Source organism: uncultured Tateyamaria sp., assembly GCF_947496075.1.
Taxonomy (GTDB): domain Bacteria; phylum Pseudomonadota; class Alphaproteobacteria; order Rhodobacterales; family Rhodobacteraceae; genus Tateyamaria.
Genome location: NZ_CANMBJ010000001.1, coordinates 665,240 through 689,830, shown reverse-complemented (window position 1 = coordinate 689,830; position 24,591 = coordinate 665,240). Strand labels below are relative to the sequence as shown.

The 24,591-nt window shown below is 60.8% G+C and carries 23 protein-coding genes and 2 tRNA genes; 7 read left to right on the top strand and 18 right to left on the bottom strand.

The window, feature by feature from the left end; all coding sequences use genetic code 11:
- Positions 1–10: 10 nt before the first annotated feature.
- Positions 11–667 (bottom strand): lipoyl(octanoyl) transferase LipB, encoded by a 657-nt coding sequence (lipB, locus tag Q1A51_RS03520; RefSeq protein ID WP_299603882.1) that lies wholly within the window; start codon positions 665–667, stop codon positions 11–13.
- A gap of 4 nt (positions 668–671) precedes the next feature.
- Positions 672–1,331, bottom strand: coding sequence for a DsbA family oxidoreductase (locus Q1A51_RS03515; protein ID WP_299603879.1), 660 nt, complete (start codon positions 1,329–1,331; stop codon positions 672–674).
- Between the two features lie 155 nt (positions 1,332–1,486).
- Here Q1A51_RS03515 and Q1A51_RS03510 point away from each other — a divergent pair, with 155 nt between their 5' ends.
- Complete coding sequence (locus Q1A51_RS03510; protein ID WP_299209418.1) at positions 1,487–2,848, top strand: peptidoglycan-binding domain-containing protein; 1,362 nt, start codon at positions 1,487–1,489, stop codon at positions 2,846–2,848.
- Positions 2,849–2,967: 119 nt separating this feature from the next.
- Positions 2,968–3,054 (top strand) — tRNA-Leu (locus tag Q1A51_RS03505).
- Positions 3,055–3,231: 177 nt separating this feature from the next.
- Here Q1A51_RS03505 and Q1A51_RS03500 read toward each other — a convergent pair.
- The 7 genes from Q1A51_RS03500 to Q1A51_RS03470 all read right to left on the bottom strand — a co-directional run bounded on the left by Q1A51_RS03500 (position 3,232) and on the right by Q1A51_RS03470 (position 11,247).
- Positions 3,232–4,989, bottom strand: a complete 1,758-nt coding sequence (locus Q1A51_RS03500; RefSeq protein WP_299603875.1) for an ABC transporter ATP-binding protein — start codon at positions 4,987–4,989, stop codon at positions 3,232–3,234.
- A 350-nt stretch (positions 4,990–5,339) separates the two neighbouring features.
- Positions 5,340–5,675, bottom strand: a complete 336-nt coding sequence (locus tag Q1A51_RS03495; protein ID WP_299603873.1) for a hypothetical protein — start codon at positions 5,673–5,675, stop codon at positions 5,340–5,342.
- A gap of 1 nt (position 5,676) precedes the next feature.
- A complete protein-coding gene (locus Q1A51_RS03490; protein ID WP_299603870.1) occupies positions 5,677–7,365 on the bottom strand; it encodes a thiamine pyrophosphate-binding protein in 1,689 nt (562 codons plus the stop codon).
- On the bottom strand, positions 7,362–8,153 hold the full coding sequence (locus tag Q1A51_RS03485) for an alpha/beta fold hydrolase (protein ID WP_299603868.1): 792 nt from the start codon (positions 8,151–8,153) through the stop codon (positions 7,362–7,364). The genes Q1A51_RS03490 and Q1A51_RS03485 overlap by 4 nt, the downstream gene beginning before the upstream one ends.
- Positions 8,146–8,742 carry an amino acid synthesis family protein gene (locus Q1A51_RS03480; RefSeq protein ID WP_299603865.1) on the bottom strand — a complete coding sequence of 199 codons (597 nt, stop codon included), beginning with the start codon at positions 8,740–8,742 and terminating at the stop codon, positions 8,146–8,148. The genes Q1A51_RS03485 and Q1A51_RS03480 overlap by 8 nt, the downstream gene beginning before the upstream one ends.
- Complete coding sequence (locus Q1A51_RS03475; protein WP_299209401.1) at positions 8,742–9,773, bottom strand: LLM class flavin-dependent oxidoreductase; 1,032 nt, start codon at positions 9,771–9,773, stop codon at positions 8,742–8,744. The genes Q1A51_RS03480 and Q1A51_RS03475 overlap by 1 nt, the downstream gene beginning before the upstream one ends.
- A 4-nt stretch (positions 9,774–9,777) precedes the next feature.
- Positions 9,778–11,247 (bottom strand): aldehyde dehydrogenase, encoded by a 1,470-nt coding sequence (locus tag Q1A51_RS03470; protein ID WP_299603862.1) that lies wholly within the window; start codon positions 11,245–11,247, stop codon positions 9,778–9,780.
- Between the two features lie 94 nt (positions 11,248–11,341).
- On the opposite strand from Q1A51_RS03470, the gene Q1A51_RS03465 reads away from it, so the two are divergent.
- Together Q1A51_RS03465 and Q1A51_RS03460 are read left to right on the top strand one after the other, a co-directional pair.
- Positions 11,342–12,187, top strand: a complete 846-nt coding sequence (locus Q1A51_RS03465; protein ID WP_299603860.1) for a LysR family transcriptional regulator — start codon at positions 11,342–11,344, stop codon at positions 12,185–12,187.
- 219 nt (positions 12,188–12,406) lie between these two features.
- The gene (locus Q1A51_RS03460; protein ID WP_299603857.1) at positions 12,407–13,948 is read left to right on the top strand and encodes an ankyrin repeat domain-containing protein; all 1,542 of its coding nucleotides are present in this window, start codon (positions 12,407–12,409) and stop codon (positions 13,946–13,948) included.
- Between the two features lie 63 nt (positions 13,949–14,011).
- On the opposite strand, the gene Q1A51_RS03455 is transcribed toward Q1A51_RS03460, so the two are convergent.
- Positions 14,012–14,464, bottom strand: coding sequence for a GNAT family N-acetyltransferase (locus Q1A51_RS03455; protein ID WP_299603855.1), 453 nt, complete (start codon positions 14,462–14,464; stop codon positions 14,012–14,014).
- Between the two features lie 231 nt (positions 14,465–14,695).
- On the opposite strand from Q1A51_RS03455, the gene Q1A51_RS03450 reads away from it, so the two are divergent.
- Complete coding sequence (locus tag Q1A51_RS03450) at positions 14,696–15,997, top strand: glycosyltransferase (protein WP_299603853.1); 1,302 nt, start codon at positions 14,696–14,698, stop codon at positions 15,995–15,997.
- A gap of 120 nt (positions 15,998–16,117) precedes the next feature.
- Positions 16,118–17,026 carry a YihY/virulence factor BrkB family protein gene (locus tag Q1A51_RS03445; protein WP_299603850.1) on the top strand — a complete coding sequence of 303 codons (909 nt, stop codon included), beginning with the start codon at positions 16,118–16,120 and terminating at the stop codon, positions 17,024–17,026.
- Here the strand turns inward: Q1A51_RS03445 and Q1A51_RS03440 are convergent.
- From Q1A51_RS03440 to Q1A51_RS03410, 7 genes are all read right to left on the bottom strand, one after another.
- Positions 16,983–17,912 carry an AEC family transporter gene (locus Q1A51_RS03440; RefSeq protein WP_299603847.1) on the bottom strand — a complete coding sequence of 310 codons (930 nt, stop codon included), beginning with the start codon at positions 17,910–17,912 and terminating at the stop codon, positions 16,983–16,985. The two genes, Q1A51_RS03445 and Q1A51_RS03440, sit on opposite strands and share 44 nt — an antisense overlap.
- A 68-nt stretch (positions 17,913–17,980) precedes the next feature.
- Complete coding sequence (locus tag Q1A51_RS03435; RefSeq protein ID WP_299603845.1) at positions 17,981–18,784, bottom strand: MBL fold metallo-hydrolase; 804 nt, start codon at positions 18,782–18,784, stop codon at positions 17,981–17,983.
- The gene (locus tag Q1A51_RS03430; protein WP_299603842.1) at positions 18,781–19,581 is read right to left on the bottom strand and encodes a TatD family hydrolase; all 801 of its coding nucleotides are present in this window, start codon (positions 19,579–19,581) and stop codon (positions 18,781–18,783) included. The genes Q1A51_RS03435 and Q1A51_RS03430 overlap by 4 nt, the downstream gene beginning before the upstream one ends.
- A complete protein-coding gene (locus tag Q1A51_RS03425) occupies positions 19,578–20,696 on the bottom strand; it encodes a DNA polymerase III subunit delta' (RefSeq protein ID WP_299603839.1) in 1,119 nt (372 codons plus the stop codon). Before Q1A51_RS03425 ends, Q1A51_RS03430 begins: the two co-directional genes overlap by 4 nt.
- Before the next feature lie 73 nt (positions 20,697–20,769).
- Entirely contained in the window at positions 20,770–21,405 is a 636-nt protein-coding gene (gene tmk, locus Q1A51_RS03420; RefSeq protein WP_299603836.1) for a dTMP kinase, read from the bottom strand.
- Positions 21,402–22,568 carry a D-alanyl-D-alanine carboxypeptidase family protein gene (locus tag Q1A51_RS03415; RefSeq protein ID WP_299603833.1) on the bottom strand — a complete coding sequence of 389 codons (1,167 nt, stop codon included), beginning with the start codon at positions 22,566–22,568 and terminating at the stop codon, positions 21,402–21,404. The genes tmk and Q1A51_RS03415 overlap by 4 nt, the downstream gene beginning before the upstream one ends.
- A 17-nt stretch (positions 22,569–22,585) precedes the next feature.
- Positions 22,586–23,509 carry an SPOR domain-containing protein gene (locus Q1A51_RS03410; protein WP_299603830.1) on the bottom strand — a complete coding sequence of 308 codons (924 nt, stop codon included), beginning with the start codon at positions 23,507–23,509 and terminating at the stop codon, positions 22,586–22,588.
- Between the two features lie 214 nt (positions 23,510–23,723).
- On the opposite strand from Q1A51_RS03410, the gene Q1A51_RS03405 reads away from it, so the two are divergent.
- Positions 23,724–23,813: transfer RNA gene (locus Q1A51_RS03405), tRNA-Ser, on the top strand.
- Positions 23,814–23,958: 145 nt separating this feature from the next.
- Here the strand turns inward: Q1A51_RS03405 and Q1A51_RS03400 are convergent.
- The gene (locus Q1A51_RS03400) at positions 23,959–24,516 is read right to left on the bottom strand and encodes a flavodoxin domain-containing protein (protein WP_299603827.1); all 558 of its coding nucleotides are present in this window, start codon (positions 24,514–24,516) and stop codon (positions 23,959–23,961) included.
- Positions 24,517–24,591 lie beyond the last annotated feature (75 nt).

Sequence of the window (24,591 nt, the reverse complement as noted above, 5' to 3'; positions counted from 1 at the left end):
GGCCTTGGGATCACGATTGGTCTGAAAACACGCTGTCAAAGCTTTGGCGCAAGGCCACATCCACGTCTTCCATCGTCACGGGCAGGCCAAGGTCCACCAATGACGTCACCCCATGCTCGGCTATGCCGCAGGGGACGATGCCGTCGAAATGGGACAGGTCGGGTTCGACATTGATACTCAGGCCGTGGAAGCTGACCCATTTCCGCAACCGGATGCCAATTGCGGCGATCTTGTCTTCTGCCGGGCCGCCATCGGGGCGGAGCGGTTTTTCGGGGCGTGTGACCCAGACCCCGACGCGGCCCTCGCGGATCTCGCCTTTGACGTTGAACGTGTCCAAAGTGGCGATCACCCATGCCTCGAGGTCCTGCACAAAGGCACGCACATCATGCCCGCGCTTGCCCACGTTCAGCAGGGTATAAGCCACCCGCTGCCCGGGGCCATGATAAGTGTACTGGCCGCCACGTCGCGTTTCAAAAACGGGAAAGCGATCAGGGTCGGTCAGATCGTCAGGCCTGGCTGACGTGCCTGCGGTATAAAGTGCCGGGTGTTCGACCAGCCAGATGCATTCCTCGGCCTCACCCGCCGCAATCGCGGTCGCGCGCGCTTCCATCCAGGCCTCGGCCTCTCGGTAATCGGTCAGCCCTGGGGTCGTGATCCATTCGACCATTGCGTCAGCTCGCCTCGTCCTCGGCCGCCTTGCGGAGGATCTGGGCATAGTTCTCCGCCCCTTGCGCACCTGTGACCAGGTATTTGCCTCCAAAGACCATGGACGGGACCCCGGAAATACCGTTCGAAGTCCAGAAGGCCTGTTTCTCGCGGACGCTATCCTTGAGTTTGCCCGACTGTAGGACCTCTTCTGCCTCTGACCGGTCCAGACCGACGCCTTCGGCGACATCCAGGAGAACGGTGCGGTCAGAGACATCGCGTTGGTCGGTGAAGTGGGCCTTGAACAGCGCCAGCTTCAGCGGGTGTTGCAACCCTTGGGCCAGGGCAAAATCCAGAAGCTGATGGGCGTCGAAGCTGTTGACGATGCGGCTGTCGGGCGAGAACGCGAAGTCGATGCCCAGATCGCGACCCAAGGCTTGCATATGTGCCCGGTTTTGCGCGGATTGTTCGGGGGAAGAGCCGTATTTCTCGGCCATATGTTCCGCGAGGTTCTGACCTTCGGGTGGCATGTCCGGGTTCAACTCGAACGGGTGCCACCGCACCCGCGCGCCCATGCCTGTTGTGCCCAGAGCCTGTTCCAATTGACGGAATCCCACGATGCACCAAGGGCACATCACGTCTGAAACGATGTCGATATCTATCACGGGTGAGTCTGTGTCGGGCATGATTTGCGCTCCTGTGGCGCTGTTGGTTCGGCCTACATCACCCTCATGAGCCCAAGTTTCAAGCTTTTGGGCCTCTGAACGGGCAGGTATGGAATTTGTGACTCCCCAAATCGCGCGGAATTGATAGCATATGCGCATATTCTGGAGGGTTATTCATGTTTACAAAATCCATTGCTGTTTCCTGTGTTGCACTGTCCATGGCCATTGTTCCCGCGACGCGTGTGACCGCGGATGCCGGAGACTTCGTGGCCGGTGCCATTATTGGCGGCATCGTCGGTCACGCGGCCACCAAGCAGAACCAGCGCCGAAAGGCGACACAGCGCACCTATACCAAGAAGACCTACAAGCCACGCCTGCCATCCACGCAGGAAGGGCGCGAGATACAAGCATCGCTGAATTATTTCGGCTTCAACGCGGGCACGGTCGACGGGCAATTGGGTCGCCGGTCCCGAAATGCGGTGTCGGCCTACCAAGCCTATCTTGGCTATCCCGCAACCGGCCAACTGACCCCGTTTGAGCAGAACCTGCTGATCACGTCCTACAACCGTGCGCAGGCGGGTGGCTATGCCGTCACGCAGCAGATCGCGACGACACCGGATGGCACGCGCGGCCTTCTCAAGACCTACCGCGCCGAGTTGGCGGGCCAACAGCCTGCGGTGCCATTGGCGCCGAACACGACCATTGTCGTTGCTCCGCAGCCGGTCACGCCGACCGTTGGCACGACCACGACAACCACGGTTGTCGCAGCAGCACCCGAAGCAGCGGCACCCGCGGCACCCACCGAAGCGGCCGCACCCGCCTTGCCCAACTTCCTTGGTGGTGGTGCAACCGCATCGCTTGCATCGCATTGCAACACCGTGTCGCTGCTGACCAACACCAATGGTGGTTTCACCACGGCGGCGGCAATGACCGACCCGGATGTCGCGCTGAACGAACAGTTCTGCCTGGCGCGGACCTATGCCATCGCCACGAGCGAGGACATGATTGCCAAGGTGCAGGGCTTTACCCCTGCTCAGGTTGCCTCGCAGTGCGAGCAGTTTGGTCCGGCGATGCAGCCCTATGTGGCGTCCCTCGCGCTCAAGTCGCAGCCTGAAGTGGTTCAGGATGTTGCGGGCTTCATCCTGACAACAGGCATGTCCCCCGCGCAGTTGCAGGGCACCGCCAAGATTTGCATGGGTGTCGGATACCGGACGGACAACATGGATGTCGCGCTGGGCTCGGCCCTGATGCTGTTTGCCATGGGCGACCAGGTTTATGGTGAGATGATGGGCCACCATCTGGCGCAGGGCTTTGGCACCAGCAAACGGATTGATAGCGCCCGTGTCTGGTATGCCGAAGGGCTGAAGGCCGTTGATTCCGGCGCGCCGGCCGTGTTCGCACCCGGTCAGCCCGAGCGTGTCGAGTTGCTGCGTCAGGCATCGCTGCGTCTGGGCACGTCAAACTCCGGTCTGGTGGCACCTGCCCAACCCACGGTGCAGCCTGCTGCGTTGCCGACCTTTGGTCTGGCGAGCGACTGATAGACACCTCGTTCGAGGACAGACACCGGGGCCGATCCACGGCCCCGGTTTTTCTTTGAGTTTTCGGTCTTGGCAAGGGGCGCGTTCATCGCTAAACCCCGCTCACCAAGTCAAGGCGTGCGGCCGTGGCGGAATTGGTAGACGCGCAGCGTTGAGGTCGCTGTGAGGTAACACTCGTGCGAGTTCGAGTCTCGCCGGCCGCACCATTTCCCACATCTTGTTTCGAGACCATAGACGTCACGGCAGATGCCTGCGCGTTGCGAAGGCCGCTGTTCATTCGTGGGCTATTGAGCCTTGAACGTGAGTGGCAGCGTTTTCCGCGCAAATCAGACATATGGCGGGGCATATCTCCAACAAAAGGAGATGCGCCCCGCCTGTTTTCATCAAGCTGCAAGCATCTGGCGCTGGCGGAGCGCCCGGTACAGGCCATCTTCGCGTTCCATCAGTTCGGCGGGGGTGCCGTCCTCCACGATTCTGCCGCGGTCGAAGACGAGGATGCGGTCCATCCTTTCGACCGTCGCAAGCCTGTGGGCGATGACCAGTGTCGTGCGCCCTTCCATCAACCGCTCGGCGGCCTCGGCAACCTTTGCCTCGGCTTCCGAGTCGAGCGAAGACGTTGCCTCGTCCATCACGAGGACAGGCGCATCCGACAGGAAGGCGCGCGCGATGGCCACGCGCTGACGCTCACCCCCCGACAGCTTCACGCCGCGCTCGCCCACTGCGGTCCCGTATCCTTTGGGCAGACGGGCGATAAAGTCACCCGCGCCTGCACGCTCTGCCGCTTCGCGGACCTCATCCAAAGTGGCCCCGGGACGGGCATAGGCGATGTTTTCAGCCAGCGACCGGTGAAACAGCACGGGCTCCTGTGGAACAAGCGCGATGTGGCGGCGCAGTTCGGACAGCGAAACCTGCGCAATGTCCGTGCCGCCCAACGTGATCGACCCATCGGTCAATTCGTGAATCCGCTGGATCAATTTGACAAAGGTCGTCTTGCCCGAGCCCGAACGCCCAACCAGCCCCACCTTTTGACCAGCGGGTATGTGCACATTGAGGTTGCTAAAGAGCGGCGATTGCGCCCCGGCATAGCCGTAATCCACGTGATTGAAGGCAAGCGTTGCCGCGCGTGCGGGCAATACTGTGGCGGGCAGGCGGGCCACGTCACGCTCGGCGACGGCGGACATCAGATCGACCAGTTCCTCGGCATCGTTCACCGACTTCTGGAGCTGACGCACGTGATTGCCGATCTGCCGCAGGTAGCCATCGAGCATGCCAAGGGCCGACACGACATAGGCAATCTCTCCGGCACCGGCGAGGCCCCTGACGAATGCAAGCAATGCGCCACCAAGTACCGCGGCACGCAAGGTCCAAAGCGACAGGTCCTGCGTCAACCCGGACCAGGTGCCACGCCGCCATGTCCGGCGTGTCCTGTGCGCCCATTTCGACAGGACACGGCCCAGCCGGTCGTCTTCGCGCACTTCACCCGCATGGGCACGGACAACGGCGTTCGATGTGATCGCATCGGCCAGGGCACCCGAAACCCGGCTGTCCTGCGCGTTTGACAGCCGCGCCGCCGGAGCGACCCAGAACAGCGTGAGCAGCAGGGACAGCGTGAGGAACAGTGCCGCCCCCAGGGCCGCGACAAGGCCGACTTGCCATTGGAAGGCCGTCAATGTGCCGATCGTGCCCAGCAGGACCAGCGTGGAAGGCAGCAGCGCCAGCAGCAATACGTCGGCAATGTCATCCAGAGCCCAGGTGCCGCGCGTGATCTGGCGCACGGTCGAACCGGCAAAGGCGTTGGCGTGCCAGTCTGCAGGCAGTCGCTGGACATGCGCGAAGGCTTCGGCCTCGGCCACACGCATTGTTGGAATGGTCAGCGCAATGATTGAGAAATAGCTGAGAATTTTGGCAGCAATCGACACCACGCCCAGGCCAAGAAGCAATCCGAACGCACCCCAGGGGGAGGCTGTTTCAGAGACGGCGGCAACAAGGCGCCCGGTGACGACCGGGATTGCCACGTCGGCTGCGGTTGAGGTCAGGACAAGCAAGAGAATGGCCGCAAGAAGGCCACGCCTGCGCAACCAAAGACGCAGGGCAAAGGTGAGCACGCGCGCAAAGGCGCCACTGGCAGTAATGCGGGACATGGAACGTTCGCGGACAGTAAAGCCGCGCCTATTATTCAAATGGAAGGGTGTCCGAAGGGTGGACGTTTGCAACTGACGTGAAAGGCTGCGTTAGCCTTGTGCTGTCAGGACGGGGAAGCTCCGACACGGAAGCGTCCCGGGAGGAAATACATGCTGATAATCATAGTTGCCCTCCTTGCTATACGACACCTTGAGGTTGAAGTAGTAGTATCGGAATGTCCGAGTCAAGCGCCGCATCCAGCGGTAGGCAATTCTGCGCCGAGAGCTGTGTCCGTAGACCTTTTGCGGATCCAAAAGACGTTCGGATGTGAACGGCTTAATGTGGTGGGTGAGGCCGGCGTCTTGCTGCGCTAGTCGAAATACTGCTCTCGATCCATCAGGTAGTGCCAGAGCTCGATCTTGTCATAAAACCGGTCGTACAACTCTGGCAGCAACGCCTTGGCGGCGTGACGGGCGGGGCTGGTAATCCCTTTTTCCATGGCTGCCCGGTCCGCATAGGTGATTGCAAGGATCAGGGGGATGTTTGGCCCGTCGGCGTCCTGATCCATCCCGTAGAGCACGCGCACCTCCTCGGCACAGGCAAATTTGCGCCAGAGCGGGGTGAGGTGTTCTGTGACCCACGCCCGCATTTCGGCCTCTTTGCCGTCTTTGACCTTGCCGCCGAAAATCGCATAGCGCGTGATCATCTTAGCCACCTCTGTGTTTGAAGCTGTCGCGCCGGAAGGAGTAGAGCGCGTTGGGGTCAACAGCCACGTCCACGACGGCGGGCTTGCCGCAGGCCAATGCCGCTTCGATCGCCGGGGCGACATCGGCGAGTGTGTCGGCGCGGTATCCTTTGGCCCCGTAAAGTGCCGCCAGTTCATCAAAGCGCGGACTGGAGACATCAGCCCCGATGTAGCGCCCGTTGAAGAAATCGCGTTGGTAGGCTTTTTCAGCCCCCCAGCATTGGTTGTTCATCACGACCGTGACCGTGTTGATGTTGTGGTCGACCGCAGTGGACAGTTCGCTGACTGTCATACCGAACCCGCCGTCGCCCATGAGGCTGACGACCGGCCGGTCAGGTTGCGCGCATTTCACCCCCATACCGCAGGCCATGGAAAAGCCGACCAGACCGAAATCGAGCGGTGTGAACAGGCTGCCGGGGGTCCAGTAGTTCAGCGCATCGGTGGCTTGCAGGCACAATGTGCCTGCGTCCATCGTGATGGCCGCGTCGCGGGGCAGGACTCCGCGCAAGGCCTTGAACAGGCCGGACGGCTGGGTCGGGTTGGTTTCGATGGCGTCCGTGTCGCGCTGGGCCAGAAAGGCTGCGCGCTCTGACTGGAATGCCTTCGTCCAGGCGTCGGCCTTGGCGCGGTTTTGCAATCCTTTGAGCGCATCTGTGAGTTGCCGGGCGGCGGTGGGCGCATCGGCCCAGATGCCAAGATCGACAGGAAAGAAGCGCCCGATGGCGGTTGGCTCAAGTTCGATCTGGATGATCGCCGCATCGCGGTTGATATTGTCGTAAGTGTAGAACGTCGCATTGAACCCCAGCCGTGTGCCCAGCGCAAGGATCACATCCGCTTCCTTGACCAGACGCGAGGCGACGGCATTGCCGCGTGGACCCATCTGCCCGGCGTTCAGGGGATGTCCGAAGGGGATCGCATCACCATGCCCGGGCGAAGTCACGATGGGGCAGTTCAACGTTTCAGCCAGTTCAATCGACTCCTCGTGCCCGCGCGTGTTTTTGATGCCGCCACCGGCGATGATGACCGGTTGTGTCGCCCCGGCGAGCATCTTGGCCGCATGCGCAATGCTCTCTGGGTGGCCTGCGGGGACAGACATGTTTCTGTATCCCTTGGGCTCTTGAAACGGTGGGACCTCTGCCTGCGCTGACAACACATCGCGGGGCAGGTTGAGCTGCACCGGACCCTGTCGCGGTGACAGGGCCGTCCGAAAGGCTTCGCGGAACAGTTCCGGCACGCGATCGGCAGAGGGGACCGTCCATGTTTTCTTGGTCACCGGCGTGAAAAGCGATTGCTGATCCACCTCCTGAAACGCATCGCGGTAGATGTGACCCTGCGCCAGCATTCCCGCGATGGACACTACGGGCGAGAAGGCCGCCTTGGCCTGGCTGAGCCCGGTCACCAGATTTGTTGCGCCCGGGCCGTTTTGACCGGCCAACACCACACCGGCCTTGCCTGAAGCACGGGCAAATCCGTCTGCCATATGCGTCCCGGTTCGTTCGTCGTGCACACCAATGAAGGCGATGTCCTTCGCGTCGTAAAGTGCGTCGAACATCTCCATCGTGGCCGATCCGATCAGGCCAAAGACATGGCTGGTTTCTTCGGCTTTCAGGGCTTCGATTGCAGCCTGTCCGCCGCTCATTTGGGTGGTCATGTGGCTTGGGTTCCCAGGAATTGCAGAAGGGGTTTTGTGAAGGCGTCGGGGTCTTCCATCAGGCCCAGATGTTGCAGGTGCGGGATGATGATCGTCTGAGCGCCCAGAATTTCGGCGGCAATGTCATAGGCCATGGCAGGCGTTGAACCGCTGTCATTTTCGGATGTCATCACAAGGGTAGGTACGGCAATCTCATTTGGGCGTCCGGTGAGCTCTCGGACCCCATGGGCCAGAACCCAGGCGGTTTGTGCATAACTTTCTGCATCGACGATCTCGCGCCATGCGCGAACCTGCGCTGGGCCATCGCCTGTGGCAAGGTAAGCAGGGGTGAACCATCGCTTGAGCGCGGCGTCGAAGGTGGAAAAGGCGCCCTGATCGCGGACTGCACGCGCGCGTTCTTCGACCTCGGCCTGTGCCTTGGTCCCACGGTCGTGGGGTGAGTTGAGTATGGCGAGCGACAGGCACTTGTCCGGATGATCGAGCGCGAAGCGGCGATTGATCATGCCGCCAATGGAGAAGCCGACGATGTGCGCCTGATCGATGCCAAGGCTGTCCATCAACGTGGCGATCTGGTCGGCGAACAAGGTCAATGTGGCGGGCGCAGGTGCCGGGGCGCTGTCGCCGTGGCCGTACAGGTCATAGCGGAGCACGCGCCAGCCCTTGAACGCGGCCAGATGTGGGTCCCACAACCCACGTGACAGGCCCAGCCCATGGATCAGCACCGCGCAGGGCGCATCCGCTGGGCCTGTCAGGTCATACGCCGTGCCGTCTGGCGCAACCTCAGACACCGGCCGGGTTATCCACGTCGTGTCCCATTTCCTTGAGATCCTCATAACGGTTGCCGATCCGGTGGTTCGGGTGCCCGCCGATCGATGCGCCCAATGCCACGATGATCTCATCTTCGGCCGGGGCGTCTTGGACCGACAGGTGGATGGTCTGGTAATGTGATCGCATGCCGCCATCGTCCTTGTTCATCAGCGGTATCATCAGTGATGTTCCGGCAGCGCCACGTGTGTTTGCAAAGACCAGGTAGGACTGCGCGTTCACGGCTTCGCGGTACTTGTTGCCAAACCAAAGCGTGTGCGTCAGTGCCTGGGCGTGCTCAATCTCACCGCCCATTCCGACAACAGACGCCTTGCCGTAGCCTTCGAGTTTGTCGCCGGTCACATCCAGGATCATCTTGGTCAGCAGCGCACCAATTTCCGGCCCGATCTCGCGGATCTCGGGGCGCAGGTTTTCGACATGACCGCGCCCGAACCATGGGTTTTTGATGATGGCCATTGCTGCGACAAGGCGTGTGGGCGTTTCGACCTTCTTCCAACCCTCGATATGGGTGTCCTGAATGTTGAGGATCGTTCTGCGAATTTCGGCAGGCATTAGGCAAACTCCGGCATGACTTTGGTGATGAACAGGTCCATGGAGCGTTTCTGTACCTCCATATCGAGCCCCATCGAGGCGTAGTAGATAAAGGCGTCAACGCCCAAGGCTTCGTAGGCTTTCAGTTTGGCGATGACCTGTTCGGGGGATCCGAATACAAGGTTCTCTTCCAGCATGTCCGGGTCCACCCTGACATTGCCTTCCAATTCATCCAACGGCACGATTTCGGGGAAGCCATTGATGACGTCCCCCTTTTTCATCATCAGATTGCCAAACCGGCCGAGGGCGCTGCGCACGGCGGTCAAAACGGAGGCCCTGTCGGCCTCTGTCTCATAAACCGCTGTGTGGCGCATCAGGGCGAAAGTGCGGTTCCAGCCACCCGCCTTGGCCACGGCTTCATCCAGTTGCTGTTTGTACTTCTCCGCTTCGGACATGGGCATCGTCAAAGGCCAGCACATCACGTTGCAATCATTGGCAACGGCATAGTCAAAGGTGATGGGCGACCGCGCGGCGACCCACATCGGAACTTCGTCCTGCAACGGTTTGGGGCAGGCGGTGGATTTCGGGAACTGCCATTTTTCGCCGTTGTGTTCGACATCGCCTTTCCACAGCTTGCGCACCAGTGGCATCATTTCCTGCATGAAATGATGGCTGTCCTTTTGATCAAGGCCCGGGTGCATCCGGTCAAACTCACGCTGGTAGGCACCTGATCCCAGTCCCAGTTCCAAGCGTCCGTCGGACAACAGATCGACCATCGCCGCCTCTCCGGCCAGGTTGATCGGGTGCCAATAGGATGCGTTGGCGACCCCACAGCCGATACGGATGTTTTGGGTGTGGTTCGCCCACCATGTCATCAGTTGGAACGGGTTCGGCGCGATGGTCATTTCAAGCGCGTGATGTTCGGCCGCCCACACCACCTCGAACCCGGCGTGATCGGCTGTCTTTACCATCTCAAGCGTATGGTCGCGTACATCCGTCATCGCGGTGGTATCGTTCATGCGCTCCAGGTTGATGGCGAGTTGAAATTTCATGATTTCACCTTGGCTTGAAAGGATTTGCGATGGGTGCGTCCGAGAGGTTCATCCAAACCGTCTTGGGGCGGGTGTAGTCATAGACGGCTTGTAAGCCCGCCTCGCGCCCATAGCCGCTGGACTTCAGGCCACCGAAAGCTGCAATCGGACTGATGGCGCGGTAGGTGTTGACCCAGATGATGCCCGCCTTGACGCGCTTGGACATGCGCAGGGATCGCGCGGCGTCACGGGTGAAAATGCCCGCGGCAAGGCCGTGTTTGGTGTCGTTGGCAAGCGCGACAACTTCTTCCTCGGTTCGGAAGCGTTGCACGGCGAGGACGGGGCCAAAGAGCTCCGTGTCCACGATCGTCATGCCCTGACGCGGGCACTCGATAATGGTCGGCTGGTAATACAGCCCGTCCAGGTCGGCCCGCTGGCCACCGGCCAGCACTGTGCCGCCTTCTTCTGTTGCGAGGGCGACTTGCGCTTCGATGTGTTGCAATTGTCCCGGGGTGCAGAGGGGGCCCATTTCGGTCTCGTCTGCTTGCGGGTCACCAATGCGAATATTCTTGGCAATCGCGACCATCCTTTCCAGAAAGGCGTCTGCGATGTCTTCGTGCAGATAGAGCCGCGAGCCTGCGACGCAGCTTTGCCCGGTGGCGGCGAAAATCCCGGCAACAGAACCATTGACCGCGCTTTCGAGATCCGCGTCGTCAAAGACGATGAACGGGGACTTCCCGCCAAGTTCAAGCGAGACCTCGGCGAAGTTTTCAGCCGAGTTGCGCACGATGTGGCGGGCTGCGTCTGGGCCACCGGTGAAGGCGATCTTGGCAACCAGGGGATGCGTGGTGAGTGCAGTTCCACAAACCGGGCCGCCGGTGACGATGTTGACGACGCCGTCGGGGATACCGGCCTGTGCCACCAGCTTGCCGAATTCCAGCAGGGGGGCTGATGCGTGTTCGGATGCCTTGAGTACGATGGTGTTGCCTGCGGCGAGGGCCGGGCCGATCTTGACCGCGCTCAGGAACATCTGGCTGTTCCACGGGACAACGGCGGCCACTACGCCAATCGGTTCACGGTCGGTGAAGACAAACATGTCCGGTTTGTCGATGGGCAGGGTTTCCCCTTGTATCTTGTCCGCAGCCCCTGCGTAGAAATGCAGGTATTCGGCGATATATGTCGCCTGCCACGCGGTTTCCTTGAACATCTTGCCTGTGTCTGTGGTTTCGATCCGGCCAATGGCTTCTGAATTCGCAGCCAGTAGATCAGCGAGCTTTGTCAGACACTTACCGCGCGCTGTAGGCGTCATCTGCCCCCATGGACCTGACATGGCATCCGCTGCTGCCTGTACCGCGCGATCCACGTCCTGCGGGGTGGCCTCTGGCACCGTGGCCCAGACATGGCCCGTTGCCGGGCAGAGGCTGTCAAACCGGGCGCCATCCGATGCATCGACCCAGGCACCATTGATCAGCATCTGATACCGTTCTGCAGTCATCGGCATATCCTCCCTTGCGGCAGGCTAGCGCGAAGCTTAAAAGCAGGATATTGAATAATATTGCATGTTAAATTCGAGATAGTCGAACTTATCCATGAACCTTCAAGCGCTCCGTACATTCCTTGCAATTGTCGAAACAGGCAGCCTTGTGCGGGCCTCGGAGAGGCTGAACGTCACGCAGTCCACCGTGACCGCCCGTTTGAAAACGCTGGAGGATGACCTTGGGCAGACCCTGCTTATCCGCAACAAGTCTGGCGCGACGCTGACGGCGGCAGGGCTCAGTCTGCATCGCTATGCCGACACCATCGTGAAGCTTTGGCAGCAGGCGCGGCAAGAGACGGCGCTGCCCGACGGGATGTCGGGTGTGTGCAACCTCGCCTGCGAATTCGATCTGTGGCTTGGGTTGGGGGATCGCCGCGCCCAGACCTTGATGGATCAGTTTCCGGATCTGGGCATTTCAGTCTGGCTGGGCAGCCAGTCGGATGTGATGAAATGGCTGGATGAGGGGAAGTCTGACCTTGCGTTTACCTACAGGTCGGCGTGCCCGTCGGCGCATGAGCAGATGACCCTGAAGCCTGACGAATTGGTGTTGGTGTCAACTGATCCGAATGGTCCTGTCCGGTTTGATCCCAAATACGTCCTTGTTGATGCCGGGGAGGCCTTTGGCCGGGAGCATGCAATCCACTATGCTGATGCGGACACTGCACGCATCAGCTTTGGCAACGCGTCGATTGCGCAAGAGCACATTTTGCGAAATGGTGGCAGTGCATATTTGCCGTGGAGATCGGTTGAGGGGCTGGTGGAGGAGGGGCGTCTGTTCCGATTGCCGGACGCTCCGGCGTTCAGCCGTGCCGTGTTTCTGACCTACAACAGACGATTGAAGGACAGTACAACATGGTTTGATCTGGCATTGGGAGCGTTGCTGGGCCTCTCATCTTAACCATCTGCACTGCCGTATCACTTGTCTTGAGTGGCTGAGGGACCCCGAGAAAAACCTTGCCGGTGAAAAAGTGGCTGTCTACCATGAAGGGGCTTTTGGGAAAGCATCCAGGTCCGCGGAAAGCTGTCATCGGCACCCCAGTACAGAGACCGACACATTCATCTCGGTATGTCTCATGCTCGTGCCCAGCGGACCGTCGAGCCAAAAGTGAGAACTCCGATGACAAAATCCCTTGAACAATTGCGCCGTGACGCCAAGGCGCTTCGCACAGCCCACGAGGCCGGTGAGATACGCGCCGGTCAGCGCATTGCAAACTATCCTCCGCGCCCCGAAGGTGTTGCCCTCAAACACGCGGACTACCTGCATGTGATCGCCCGCGAAAATGGCTTTCTGTCATGGCCCGCACTCAAATTTGCCGCCGATATGGTTGGGATGGAGACAGCGGCCAAGCGGCAGCGTCTGAAGGCGGCGCTTTATAATGGTCAGTTCAGCGTGGCGGACCAGTTGCTTGCGGATACGCCAACACTTGCGGAAGGCGACTTTAGCCTTTGCCTGGGCCTGTATCGCAAGGCGGATGTGTTGGCGTTTTTGCAGGAAAGCCCGGACCTGGCGGCGCAGTTGATTGGCAACATCGCGCCCCCTTTGACCGTTTTGGCACGGTCGAAGTGGATTCATCATGCGCCCGAATTGGCGGATGACATGCTGGACATCGCGCGCGCACTTCTTGCCAATGGCGCGGACATTGATCTTGGGTCGCCGATGTATGACGGCAATCCCCATAAGCTGTCGCCGCTCTATTTTGCGATTGGGCATGCAAATAACATGCCGCTTGGCCGCTGGTTGCTTGAAAATGGTGCCAACCCCAACGATGACGAGAGCCTGTATCATGCGACCGAGCTGGGCCATCACGAAGGTTTGCGGATGCTGCTTGAGCATGGGGCCGATCCGAAGGGGACCAATGCGCTGCTGCGCGCGATGGATTTTCACGACACGACGGCTGTGCAGATGCTGCTCGACCATGGTGCAAAGGTGGATGAGTTCAACGGCGCACATGTTGGCGGCGAAGCGCCCTGGGTCGTGCCAGCCCTGCACCAGGCCGCGCGACGGATGGCCGACCCGGACATGATCGACCTGATCGTGAGGAATGGTGCCGATCTGAACCGCCGCTTTGAGGGCGCGACACCGTATGCCTATGCCCGTGTGTTCGGGAATGAGCGATTGGCCCACTTGCTTGCCGACCGCGGTGCCGATACGAGGTTGAGCGCGATTGAGCGAGGTCTGGCGGCAGCTGCGGATGCAGCGCCAAATGCCGGCGTTTTGGACCCGGATGAGATTCCGGACGCCTACCGCAACATCATTCGCATGATCATCCATATCCCGGGCAAGCTGGATCATGTCAAAAGGCTGGTTTCGGTTGGTGTTGCCTATGACCTTCCTGACACGGAGGGTTTGACCCCGGTTCATGTCGCGGGATGGGAGGGATTGCCGGACGTGTTGGAGTACCTGCTGTCCTTGAAGCCGGACCTGACCCACGTGAACGGTTATGGCGGCACACTTCTGTCCACGATCCTGCATGGATCGGAAAACTGCCCGCAGCGGGAAGAACGTGATTACGTGACCTGCCTGCGCCTTGCGTTGAACGAGGGCGTGGCGTTGCCCCGCCGCGCCATCGAGTTGGCGGGGCCGAATGAGATCGTGGAGTTCCTGCTGGACTGGTCAGAGCAGCACCCTGAACAGGTGGTTGACGGTGGTGTCGGATAGTCCGCTTTGAAGGCTGTGCCGGGTCAGGTCAGGCCGCGTGTTCTGGGCGGCCTGACCACAGGTTCAGCGCTTCAGGCGCATTTTGGCGTTTTCAAATGGCATGCCCTCGTCATCCGTTGCGCGCCTTGAAAGCTCTTTGAACCCAAGGGCTTCGTAGAAGGTCAGCGCTTGAACGTTTTGAGTATACACCTCTAGCGACAGTTCCCCTTTCAGGTCCAAGGCATGCGCAATCAATTGGCGACCGACCCCTTGCCCCTGATGATGTGGGGCGACAAACAGCCCGCCGATGAACGTGTCGAGCAAGCTGATGAAGCCAACCGGCAGTTCGTCTTGCACGGCCACCCAGGTTTCCGCATTGGGCAGGTATTGCGTTTCGATCAAGGTGCGCTGTGCGTGCAGATGCTCGCGGCCGACAAAGTCATGCGCGAGACTGGATGCGTCAAACCAGATGGTCGACAGCGTGTTGAGGTCCGTTGCCGCTTGGTAGGCACGGATGCGTGTGTCCATGTTTTTCATGATGGTTCCAGAGATATTTATGCATAGAAAGACAGCGCCAGATTGACGCTGCGGTTTACCGCGTCATGCGGTTCAACTGAGGCTTCTGTGCATAAATCTCCTTCTGCAGTGCGTTCTTGGGTATCGGGTCGTACCGACGACCACAAGAGCGGGCATGGGCACAGATATGTGCGTGATTGTCTTCGGCGTGCAAACCTTCAATTTGATCGAGCGGGTCTTAAGTATTTCGCTATGGCGGCCAGCTCCAGGATACTCCTTTTCACTTACGGAACGCGCGGAGACGTTGAGCCCTTTCTCGCTCTTGCACATGGCCTGATGGCGCGCGGGTATACCGTGACCCTGTGCACAGCACGGCGCTTTGAAGACTGGATCAAGGAATTTAGCATTCCGTTTGCGCCTATTTCGGATGTGTCCCTTGACCAGATGGACACGAAAGACGGCAAGACGTTGCTGGAGGGAAGCTCTGGCAGGTTGGCGCGTATCGTGGCTGGGATGCGGTTGGCGCGCAAATCGGGTTCGATCAATGCGCTGCTATGCCGTGACGCGTGGGAGGCGGCAAAGGCCGCCAAACCGGACCTTGTTGTCTACCATCCCAAAGTCATGGCCGCGCCACACATCGCCGAAGCCCTTGGCGTTCCTGCGATCATGGGGTTGTTGCAGCCCATGATCGTTCCAACCAAGGCTTTCCCACCGACCGGCCTGCCCAAGCTGCCGATACCGGGCTACACCAGGATTGCCTATTGGTTGATCACTGTTTCCTATGGTGCGTTCAGACGATCCATCAACCGTTTTCGAGTTGATCAGCTTGGCTTGAGACCGGTGCGAGGCGGCTGCGAGGTGCTGACGCCGCCCGGCGCAAGGATCGTCCGTATCCTTCATGCAATCAGCCCAACGGTTTTGCCGCGACCGGCAGATTGGCCGCCAGAAGCCAGTGTGACCGGCTATTGGTTCCTTCCGCTAAGGCTTGACTATGAGCCACCGGACCGTCTTGCGCGGTTTCTTGATGCCGGTCCGGCGCCCATATACATCGGCTTTGGCAGCATGATGTCAGAAGATCCTGCTTTGCTGTTGCGTATCATCAGCGGGGCTTTGGACGACACTGGTCTGCGCTGTGTAGTCGCGTCAGGCTGGGCAGGTTTGGAAGCGGCGGAGTCTGACGCGCTTATCACCATCCCGCCGGTGCCGCATGAATGGTTGTTCCCAAGGATGGCGGCGGTGGTCCATCACGGAGGGGCAGGGACCACGGCGCAAGGGTTTCGTGCGGGCGTGCCTTGCGTGATTTGCCCATTCTTCGGGGATCAGCCCGGTTGGGCGGAAAAAAGCGTCGCGCTGGGCGTTGGCGCGCCGCCTGTTCCCCGTCGAAACCTGACCTCTGATGCGCTCGCGTCTTCGTTGCGTTTGGCCGTCGGTGATCCCACCTTGCGGGAGAATGCCCGTGCTCTGGGTCAAACGCTCAGGGGGGAGGATGGTGTTTCCGTTGCGGTTGCCGCGATTGAAGACGTTTTGCAACCCAGCGCAGCGGAGTCTGACTGAAACAGGTGAATTGGACAATCGGCATCGCCTGTCCGGTATGACTTGGATCGCCGCCATACCGCTGCGGGCCGCATCAGGAGTGTTGAGAAACGCGTGCGGGTTCCATACCTTCGGCCCGGTATGATGCATCCGGAAACAACAGACAGACCGCCCAAGGACGTCGCCCTGTGGTGGCGGGCCATAACCCATGTGGCGCGGTTGAACGATGAAAAGCATCTGGGCCTGATCGCGGCGGGCGTTGCGTTCTATGCCATCCTTGCGGTGTTTCCGGGCATTGCGGCGACCATTGCCTTGTGGGGGATGATCGGCGATCCGGCCCTTGCGCTGGAGCAGATTGAAGAATTTCGGGCGCTGATTCCGTCGGATGTTTATGTCCTGCTCACGGCCCAATTGACCAAACTGGCAACGACGGATGGTCTGACCCTTGGGTGGGCGTCCCTGTTGTCCTTTGGGTTTGCCCTGTGGTCGGCGCGTGCGGGGGTTGCCGCGCTCATGCAGGGATTGAACGCTATTTACGATGCGCCGAACCGGTCGGGGCTGTCGCAGTATCTGCGGGCTTTTCTGCTGACGCTTAGCCTGATCGGCGTTGTCCTTATCGCGATGGCATGCATCGTGGTGGTGCCGGTTGTCCTTGCGTTTCTGCCCTTGGGACCTTGGGCCAACCTTGGGGTTGAGCTGTTGCGCTGGGGCGTGGGTATCGGGGTTCTTCTGGTGGGGTTTGCCGTGATCTATCGGCTGGGTCCGAACTTGGAGGGGAGGCGCCCGCGCCTGATTTCACCCGGCGTTGTCTTTGCCGTCATCTGTTGGATTGCCGCGTCGAGCGGATTTTCCATCTATTTGCAGAACTTTGGCCGGTACAATGAAATCTATGGTTCGATCGGGGCGGTGATCGTGATGCTGATGTGGTTGTTCATCAGCGCCTATCTGGTGCTGCTCGGGGGGGCTTTGAATGCCGAACTGGCCCGGGCACGTCGCGCCAAGTTGGCTATCCCAGAGCCACCAGCCACATCCACGCCGTCAGGATCGTGAGCGCGGTTGCCACCAGAACGGAGGTGGCGGCCACACGCTTGGCCCGTCCGTACATGTTTGCGAAGATATAGCCGTTGACCCCCGGGGCCATCGCGGCTGTCAGGACGGCAGCCTTGTAGGCGTCTGTCGGCACGGCGAGGGCGTTGCCCAGCGTGAAGGTGATGGCGGGATGGATGAGCAGCGAGATTGCGCAGACCATCGCGATCACCCGCGCGTCGCCCTCGGGCTTGTATTGGATCAGCACACCGCCAAGGGCAAAGAGCGCGGTGGGCAGGGCCGCCCGGATCACGAGGTCGAGCCCGTCGCTGAGCACGCCGGGCAGGGTGATCCCGCTGAGGTTCACGACGAAGCCTGCGATGATCGCCAGCACCAGCACATTGCGGAACATGGCACGGACCACGCCGCGTGCCATGACAAGTGGGCTTTGACCGCGGTTGCGCGCAATCTCCATCGCGGTGATGCCCAGCCCGTAGCAAAAGGGTGAGTGGAAGGCGATGATCGCGTAGGCTCCGGCGAGGGCATCCGCACCATAGGCCCGTTCGTTGATGGCCAGCCCCAAGAGGACCGAGTTGGAGAAAAGGCAGCAGAAGCCAATGGCGATGCTGTCTTCGATATCCCGTTTGAAGATAAAGTACGCCCCGGCCGTGCCAAGTGCAAAGCCTGTCGCTGCACCGGCGTAGAAACTGCCAAGCAGGCGGATGTCGAGGCTGGTGGACAGGTCGAGAGTGGCGATGGCCGAAAAGAGCAGGCAGGGGATGGCGAAGTTCTGGCTGAACTTCATCAAAGCGTCGATGCCCTGTGCGGTGAAAAAACCGCGCCAGACTGCAACGTAACCGAACCCGATCACGAGGAAGACGGGCAGGATGACGTCGAGGAGCGCTTGCATGATTAGGCCTTTGCGGCGGTGTCAGAGGGCGGGAGCCTCCGGCGGGGATTTTTTTGAAACAGGGAAGGTCAGGACACGTGGCGCGTCACCGTCAACCCGTCATAAGCGGGTTCGATGTGGTCTGCGGTTTCGGCCAGCACTGTGTCGTAATCGAGGTCGATATGCATGTTGGTGAGAATGGCGTGGCGTGGTTTGACCTGCTCGATCCACTGGAGTGTGTTTTCGAGGTGGCTATGCGTCGGGTGCGGGTCTCGGCGCAGCGCGTCGACGATCCATGTGTCGAGGTTTTCCAGATGCTCCCATGCAGCATCGGGGATCGTTGCCACGTCCGGGAGGTAGGCGATGTCGCCGATCCGGAAACCAAGCGCGTCGATGCTGCCGTGGTTCACCTTGAACGGGGTGAAGGTGATGGGCCCGCCGGGGCCTTCAATCACTGTGTCGCCGTTGATTGTGTTAAGCTCGAGGATCGGGGGGTACGGTGAGCCCTTGGGTTGTACGAAGGCGTAGCCGAAGCGGCTGATCAGGTCATGTTGCGTGTCGCCATCCGCCCAGACCTGCAACCGCTCGCGCATGTTGAAGACGATCATGCGCAGGTCGTCTATCCCGTGGACATGGTCCGCATGGGCGTGGGTGTAGATCACGCCATCGAGCCTGCCGGTGTTGGTGTTCAGCAGTTGGTTGCGCAGGTCGGGGGATGTGTCGACGAGGACGGTTGTGGTGCCTGCATCGCTTTTTCGTTCGACCAGCAGCGAGCAGCGCTGCCTTCTGTTCTTGGGGTTTTCGGGGTCGCAGGCTCCCCAGTGGCCGCCCAGCCGGGGCACGCCGCCGGAGGAGCCGCAGCCCAGGATCGTGAAGGTTATAGTGTCGCTCATGCGGGCACTGTGTAGGCCGCCGCCTTGGAGAACAAGCGGTCGAAGTTCTTTTGTGTTTGCGCGGCGAAGTCGGCGTAGTCGAGGCCCATGGTTTCAGCCCCTTTGCGCGCGGTATGCGCGGTGTAGGCCGGTTCGTTGCGCTTGCCGCGGTGGGGTGGCGGCGCGAGGTATGGGGCGTCTGTTTCCACCAGGATGCGGTCCATCGGCGCTTCGGCAAAGATGTCCCGCAGCTCTTGCGATTTGGGGAAGGCCGTGATGCCGGACATGCTGAGATAAAAGCCCAGATCGAGTGCTGCGTGGGCCAGTGTCTTCGATGATGAAAAGCAGTGCATGACGCAGGTATAGGCGCCTTGCCTGTATTCCTCGGTCAGGATTTGGGCCATGTCGTCATCCGCTGCGCGGGCGTGGATGATCAGGGGTAGGCCGGTTTGCCGTGCGGCATCGATATGGATGCGCAGGGACGTTTTCTGAATGTCCGCGCTGTCGGATGTGTAGTGGTAATCGAGGCCAGACTCACCGATGCCGACGAATTTGGGGTGGTCTGTCAGCGCGATCAGCTGATCTGTGGTGGCCAGCGGCTCGTCCGCTGCGCTCATCGGGTGGGTGCCTGCCGCATAAAAAACCGGCGCATGTGCTTCGGCAATGGCGCGCACCTGCGGTTCAAGCCGCAGCTTGGTGCAGATCGTGACCATGCGGGTGACGCCCGCGTCGGCGGCGTTCTGGATGATCTGGGGCAGCTGTCCGTCGAAATCAGGGAAGTCGAGGTGGCAGTGGCTGTCGGTGATTTCTGGCGTCATCGGGCAGGGGCCGTGTCGGTAAGCTTGAACAGCGTATCTAGGACGAGGGCGGCAGGGTCAAGGTTGACCGCCCGACCATGGCGTGCGCGGGCGAGAGCCTGTTGCGCGGTGTCGGCCCAGGCGCGGGCTTGGGCCGCGTTCGGGGCCAGCCGGGTGAGGATCGCCGCCTCGTCCGGGGCGGCCTCGACCTGCGGGGGCTGGCCGAGGGCGCCGGTGCGGGCGAGGCGGCCAAGGGCCACGTCGATCAGTGTGTAGAGCAGGTCGAGCTTTTCTTCGGCCCCACGGCCTGCCGCGGCTTCGGCAAGGGCCAGCGCGCGGGCGCGGTCGAGATTTGGAAGGGTGCCCAGCAGGTGGATGACTTCGCGGTAGAGCTTGAGCCCGTCGAGCAGGGACAGGCGCAGCGCGTCGCCCACCGATCCGGCGCTGAGTTCGGCAAGTGCGGCGGCATCAGCGCCCGGGTCAATGCCCGCTTGCGCCATCGCCTGTTCCATCTGGGTGGAGCTGAGCGTGCCGAGCCTGAGTGTACGGCAGCGCGACCGGATTGTCGGCAAAAGGCGGCTGGGTTGGTGGCAGATCAGCAGGAGCGTGGTGCGGGCTGGCGGCTCTTCCAGCATCTTCAGGAGCGCGTTGGCCGCGTTCACGTTCATGTCGTCAGCGGCGTCGATGATGACCACCCGGCGGCCCCCATCGGTCGAGGACAGTTGGAAGAACGAGCCAAGTGCGCGTATATCGTCGATGGTGATCTGGTCGCGCAGCCGCTTGGTCTTTTCGTTTTCGGTCCGGTGTACGGATTTGAGGCCCGGGTCTGCGCCTGCCGCGATGCGGTGTGCGACGGGGTGATCTGGCGAGACATCGAGCGTCGCGGGTACGGGGGCGCCAAACATATCGTCGGGGTCCGGGTCGGGTGTGGCGAGCAGAAAGCGGGCGATGCGCCATGCCAGTGTGGCCTTGCCCACGCCGCGCGGGCCGGTGAGCAGCCACGCATGGTGCAGGCGGCCGGTGTTGAACGCGTCCAGGAATGTCTGTTGTGCCGCGTCCTGACCAATCAGCGTCTGCGTCTCGCGCGGGTGCGGTGCGCCGGGAACGCGGGTTGGGTCTTGGGTCTCGTCAGCCATGGGATTGCTCTAGCATCGGAGCGGGGAGGGGGGCCAGCCCCCCGGCGCATCCGCGCCGTCCCCCGTCGTATTTTCAGTCAGAAGAAGCCAGATGGGCCATGGTCGTGGCGTGCACGTCGGTGGCCACGTTGTTGATGGCGCGCGCGCCATCAATGGTGCGGAAGCGATCCGAAAACTCAGTGGCAAGGGCGAGAAAGCCTGCGCGCATTTTCTTTTGCAGGTCGGCGCCGAAATCCTCGAACCGTTCCTCTACTCCCTGACGCCCCTTTGCGCGGGCCAGCCCCTGTGCGGGGTCCATGTCGATCAGGATGGTCAGGTCGGGTTCGCGCGCAATCATCAGGTCGTGCAGCACATCGACCTTTGAGCGCAGGTCGCCCCGGCTGAGGCCCTGATACATGCGTGTGCTGTCGGCAAAGCGGTCGCAGATGACGATTTGACCGGCGTCGATCGCAGGTTGGATCAACCGTTCCATGTGGTCCCGGCGGGCGGCTGTGAACAGCAAAAGTTCGGTTTCGGCGGACCAGCGGTCGGGGTCCCCTTGCAGGACCAGCGCGCGGATTTCTTCGGCCCCTGGGCTGCCGCCGGGTTCGCGTGTCAGAACAACATCGTGGCCTTCTTCACGCAAACGATCCGCCAGCATCCGCGCTTGCGTGGATTTGCCGGAACCATCAATGCCTTCGAAGGTGATAAAGTGCCCTTTGGACGTCACACGTCACCTTCGGCTGTGTTGCCTGAATTCATCCGTTCAATCAGCGACAGGGCTGCGGTAGAAAGCTTGGCCAGGAAGCCGCCATGCGCGATGTCGGCTTCGGCCACCAAGGGAATACGTACTTCGGGCAAACCTTCGGGTTGGATGACCAGCTCGGCCAGTTCTGTCCCTTCGGAAATGGGGGCCTGGATCGGGCCGGTATAGACCACTTCAGCATCCACGGTTTTGCCAGCAAGAATGGGCAGGAGGATGGTCACGTCCTCTTGCGGGACAAGCCCGACTTCGGGTTCAGCCCCTTCCCAGACCCGTGCGGTGGCAACGCGAGACCCGCTTTCGACGACGGTGCGTTCAGCAAATTGACGGAAGGCCCAGTTTACGATGGCTTCGGATTCCTGAGCCCGTCCTGCGGCCGTATCGAGGCCCGAGATCACGAACACAACGCGGCGGTCCCCTTGCTTGGCCGAGCCGGTGAGGCCGTAGCCAGCCTCTTGCGTATGGCCGGTTTTCAGGCCGTCCGCGCCGATGCCAAGCGTGAGCAGTGGGTTCCGGTTGTACCGGTTCGAGCTTTCTTCTTCGTCAAACAGGAACTCGGTTTCCGAAAACATAGGGTAATATTCGGGATAGTCCGCAATCAGACGCTGCGACAGAAGGCCCAGGTCCCGCATGGACATAAGGTGGCCTGCGGCAGGCCAGCCGCTTGAATTGGCGAAGGTCGAGTTCGTCATCCCCATCTCTTGCGCGCGGCGGGTCATCAGGCGGGCAAAGCCCGCTTCGGTCCCGTCCGGGCTGAGGGCTTCGGCGATCACGACGCAGGCATCATTGCCCGACAGGACGATGATGCCGCGGATCAAATCCTCGACCGTGACCCGTTCGCCCTGTTTCAAAAACAGGGTTGAGCCGCCAAAGCTGTTGGCGTGTGCCGACACGACCAATTCGTCCGTCATGGACATTTGCCCACGTTCGATCGCCTCGAACGCCATATAGAGCGTCATCAGCTTGGACATGGACGCAGGCGGCAGCGGATCATCCGCGTTCTTGTTCAGCAGCACCGTGCCGGTCGTATGATCGATGACATAGGCCGCTGACGCTCGCGTCTCAAACGCGGTGACAGGCAGCGCGGTGGTTGCAATCAAAAGGGCGGCGGCAGCAAGAGGGCGGATCACGGGGGGTATGCTCCTGGTCAGTTGGTGACGGCGTATGCGTCCGTGAACCCTTCGTCCTTGATCTTGGTCAGCAGCTGGCTGCGTTCCGAGGATGTGCCGGCGGGGCCAACAACAACGCGCCAGAACGATTTGCCGTCGCGCTCAAAGGTTTTCACGGTGGGGATGACCCCTGCATTGCGCATTTGCGTGGCGGTCCGGTCGGCATTGGCCTGAACCGAGAAGATGCCGATCTGGATGAACGGCTTGTCCAGTTTGGAAGCGGTGGGCCGCGTTGTTGCAGCCGCAGGGATCGCGGTGGGTGTCGGAGCGGGCTGGATGCCCTGCGCGGCTGTGGGCGCTGCAGCAGGTGTGACTTCGGCCTGGGCAGGCGCATCAAGGACAGCAGCCGCACTTTCGATTGGGTCGAGGGTCGTTTCGGTGATATCCGCAGGGGCCGCCACGGTGGCTTCGGCTTCGGTCAATTCGGGTTCTACTGCAACTTCTTCCTTGCGCAGGGCTGTCACGTTCAGCTGTGAGGGGGCACCGGCCAGCATGCTCAGCGCTTCGGCCGCGTCCGAGCTGATCTGCAGGCGCGGGCCGGGAATATCGCGTTCCCGGCGGAACAGTGCGCCGACGACAAACTTGTCGTTTTCGGTGTTGCGGATGATGACGCGCTCAGGCTCGGTCACGTCCGGGTGTGCGACCCAGACACCGCCCAGTGACGGGCGTCCGTCCCAAAGGCCGGCCTCAGTTGCAGAGAAGACGTCGGGCGCTTCCACGTCCCGTTCGACGGTCTTGATCGACGTGGCGTCCTGTGCCGTGCCCTCGACCGAGGTGTTGGAGCGTTTGAACGCGTCCATCGCCACAAACTGACCGCTTTCGTCGCATCCGGCCAACAGGCCAATGGCGAGGAGGAGGGCGGTGCTGCTGCGAAATGTGAAACGGGAAGAATATCTGCTCATGGACCAAGTCCTTGCCTGCTGTTGCCTGTATGCCCATTTTTGGGCTCTATTGGTGTCGCGTCCGACACAGCGATTTGCCCCACTATGGCAGGGTTCTGGCGCAACCATAGCCTGATCCGCCCGATCTGAAAAGCATGTGATTCGTTTGTCGGCGATTTTTCCCTTGGATGTGGGGTTTGCCGAATCACGTGTGCCCGCATAAAGCGGGTCCACCGGAGGTTTGGCAGAGTGGTCGAATGCGGCGGTCTTGAAAACCGTTGGGCGTGAGAGCGTCCCGTGGGTTCGAATCCCACAGCCTCCGCCACTGGTCCCACTGCAAGAGTTCAGACGCGTTTGCCGCTTGCGTCAGTGACTGACCGAGAGGGCCTGTGGCGCGATGGGCACCAATGACCCGTTTGAAGCCAAGGCAGCCGCAAGCCTTGAAAAGTGTTGTTTTGGACTGCTGCGGACTAGGTTGCGGTTTCGTCGTGTAGGCCCGCTGCATCGTTCAACAAAAAGTCGGCAACACATGAACCGAGTTCGTCCCAGTCCGTGAACTCGTAATCACGTGCCGAGGGATCGAACGTCTGATCCGACAAAACAACGTGGTGCAAGACCTGCGACGCGTAAAAGTCGTAGCTGTCCGAGCGAATGGCTCCGGCCACCAAAAGTTCACGGGTGGTGGTGAGACCGGTGCGAAGCTTCATTTCATCCACGTAGTCCTGCGCTTCTTCCCGACCGTCCGGGAATGCGGCTTTCAAGCTTATAGACAAAAGCAGTGTTGGTCGTTTGGCCAGATCCTGGCGACTGCTTGCGACGAAGATCTCAAACGGCTTTGGATGGCGTCTCTCATGGACTGATGCCGCAAGTATGACCTTGTCGACGCCATCAAACGCCAACCCTTCGGTCCTTTCATCCGTATCAAACAGGACCGTTTCCTGTCCGGCTTTGCGAAGCTGGTCGTCCACAAATTGCGCGATTTTGCGCGTTTGTCCTTCGACCGTTCCAAATGCGATCAAAATGGTCATGGCTTTACCTCTCGTTGGAGATATTAGGCCACTCGACGCCACGTTGACTTGTCCCATGTCAAATAGGGCGGGTTT

What these genes read in the sequence shown, in the direction of transcription:
- Q1A51_RS03440 (WP_299603847.1), bottom strand. Translation starts at nt 17,912, where the DNA reads ATGCAAGCGCTCCTCGACGTCATCCTGCCCGTCTTCCTCGTGATCGGG.
- Q1A51_RS03515 (WP_299603879.1), bottom strand. Translation starts at nt 1,331, where the DNA reads ATGCCCGACACAGACTCACCCGTGATAGATATCGACATCGTTTCAGAC.
- Q1A51_RS03435 (WP_299603845.1), bottom strand. Translation starts at nt 18,784, where the DNA reads ATGAGCGACACTATAACCTTCACGATCCTGGGCTGCGGCTCCTCCGGC.
- Q1A51_RS03410 (WP_299603830.1), bottom strand. Translation starts at nt 23,509, where the DNA reads ATGAGCAGATATTCTTCCCGTTTCACATTTCGCAGCAGCACCGCCCTC.
- Q1A51_RS03445 (WP_299603850.1), top strand. Translation starts at nt 16,118, where the DNA reads ATGATGCATCCGGAAACAACAGACAGACCGCCCAAGGACGTCGCCCTG.
- lipB (WP_299603882.1), bottom strand. Translation starts at nt 667, where the DNA reads ATGGTCGAATGGATCACGACCCCAGGGCTGACCGATTACCGAGAGGCC.
- Q1A51_RS03500 (WP_299603875.1), bottom strand. Translation starts at nt 4,989, where the DNA reads ATGTCCCGCATTACTGCCAGTGGCGCCTTTGCGCGCGTGCTCACCTTT.
- Q1A51_RS03460 (WP_299603857.1), top strand. Translation starts at nt 12,407, where the DNA reads ATGACAAAATCCCTTGAACAATTGCGCCGTGACGCCAAGGCGCTTCGC.
- Q1A51_RS03490 (WP_299603870.1), bottom strand. Translation starts at nt 7,365, where the DNA reads ATGACCACCCAAATGAGCGGCGGACAGGCTGCAATCGAAGCCCTGAAA.
- Q1A51_RS03450 (WP_299603853.1), top strand. Translation starts at nt 14,696, where the DNA reads ATGGCGGCCAGCTCCAGGATACTCCTTTTCACTTACGGAACGCGCGGA.
- Q1A51_RS03510 (WP_299209418.1), top strand. Translation starts at nt 1,487, where the DNA reads ATGTTTACAAAATCCATTGCTGTTTCCTGTGTTGCACTGTCCATGGCC.
- Q1A51_RS03480 (WP_299603865.1), bottom strand. Translation starts at nt 8,742, where the DNA reads ATGCCTGCCGAAATTCGCAGAACGATCCTCAACATTCAGGACACCCAT.
- Q1A51_RS03425 (WP_299603839.1), bottom strand. Translation starts at nt 20,696, where the DNA reads ATGGCTGACGAGACCCAAGACCCAACCCGCGTTCCCGGCGCACCGCAC.
- Q1A51_RS03475 (WP_299209401.1), bottom strand. Translation starts at nt 9,773, where the DNA reads ATGAAATTTCAACTCGCCATCAACCTGGAGCGCATGAACGATACCACC.
- Q1A51_RS03430 (WP_299603842.1), bottom strand. Translation starts at nt 19,581, where the DNA reads ATGACGCCAGAAATCACCGACAGCCACTGCCACCTCGACTTCCCTGAT.
- Q1A51_RS03465 (WP_299603860.1), top strand. Translation starts at nt 11,342, where the DNA reads ATGAACCTTCAAGCGCTCCGTACATTCCTTGCAATTGTCGAAACAGGC.
- Q1A51_RS03400 (WP_299603827.1), bottom strand. Translation starts at nt 24,516, where the DNA reads ATGACCATTTTGATCGCATTTGGAACGGTCGAAGGACAAACGCGCAAA.
- Q1A51_RS03455 (WP_299603855.1), bottom strand. Translation starts at nt 14,464, where the DNA reads ATGAAAAACATGGACACACGCATCCGTGCCTACCAAGCGGCAACGGAC.
- Q1A51_RS03470 (WP_299603862.1), bottom strand. Translation starts at nt 11,247, where the DNA reads ATGACTGCAGAACGGTATCAGATGCTGATCAATGGTGCCTGGGTCGAT.
- Q1A51_RS03495 (WP_299603873.1), bottom strand. Translation starts at nt 5,675, where the DNA reads ATGATCACGCGCTATGCGATTTTCGGCGGCAAGGTCAAAGACGGCAAA.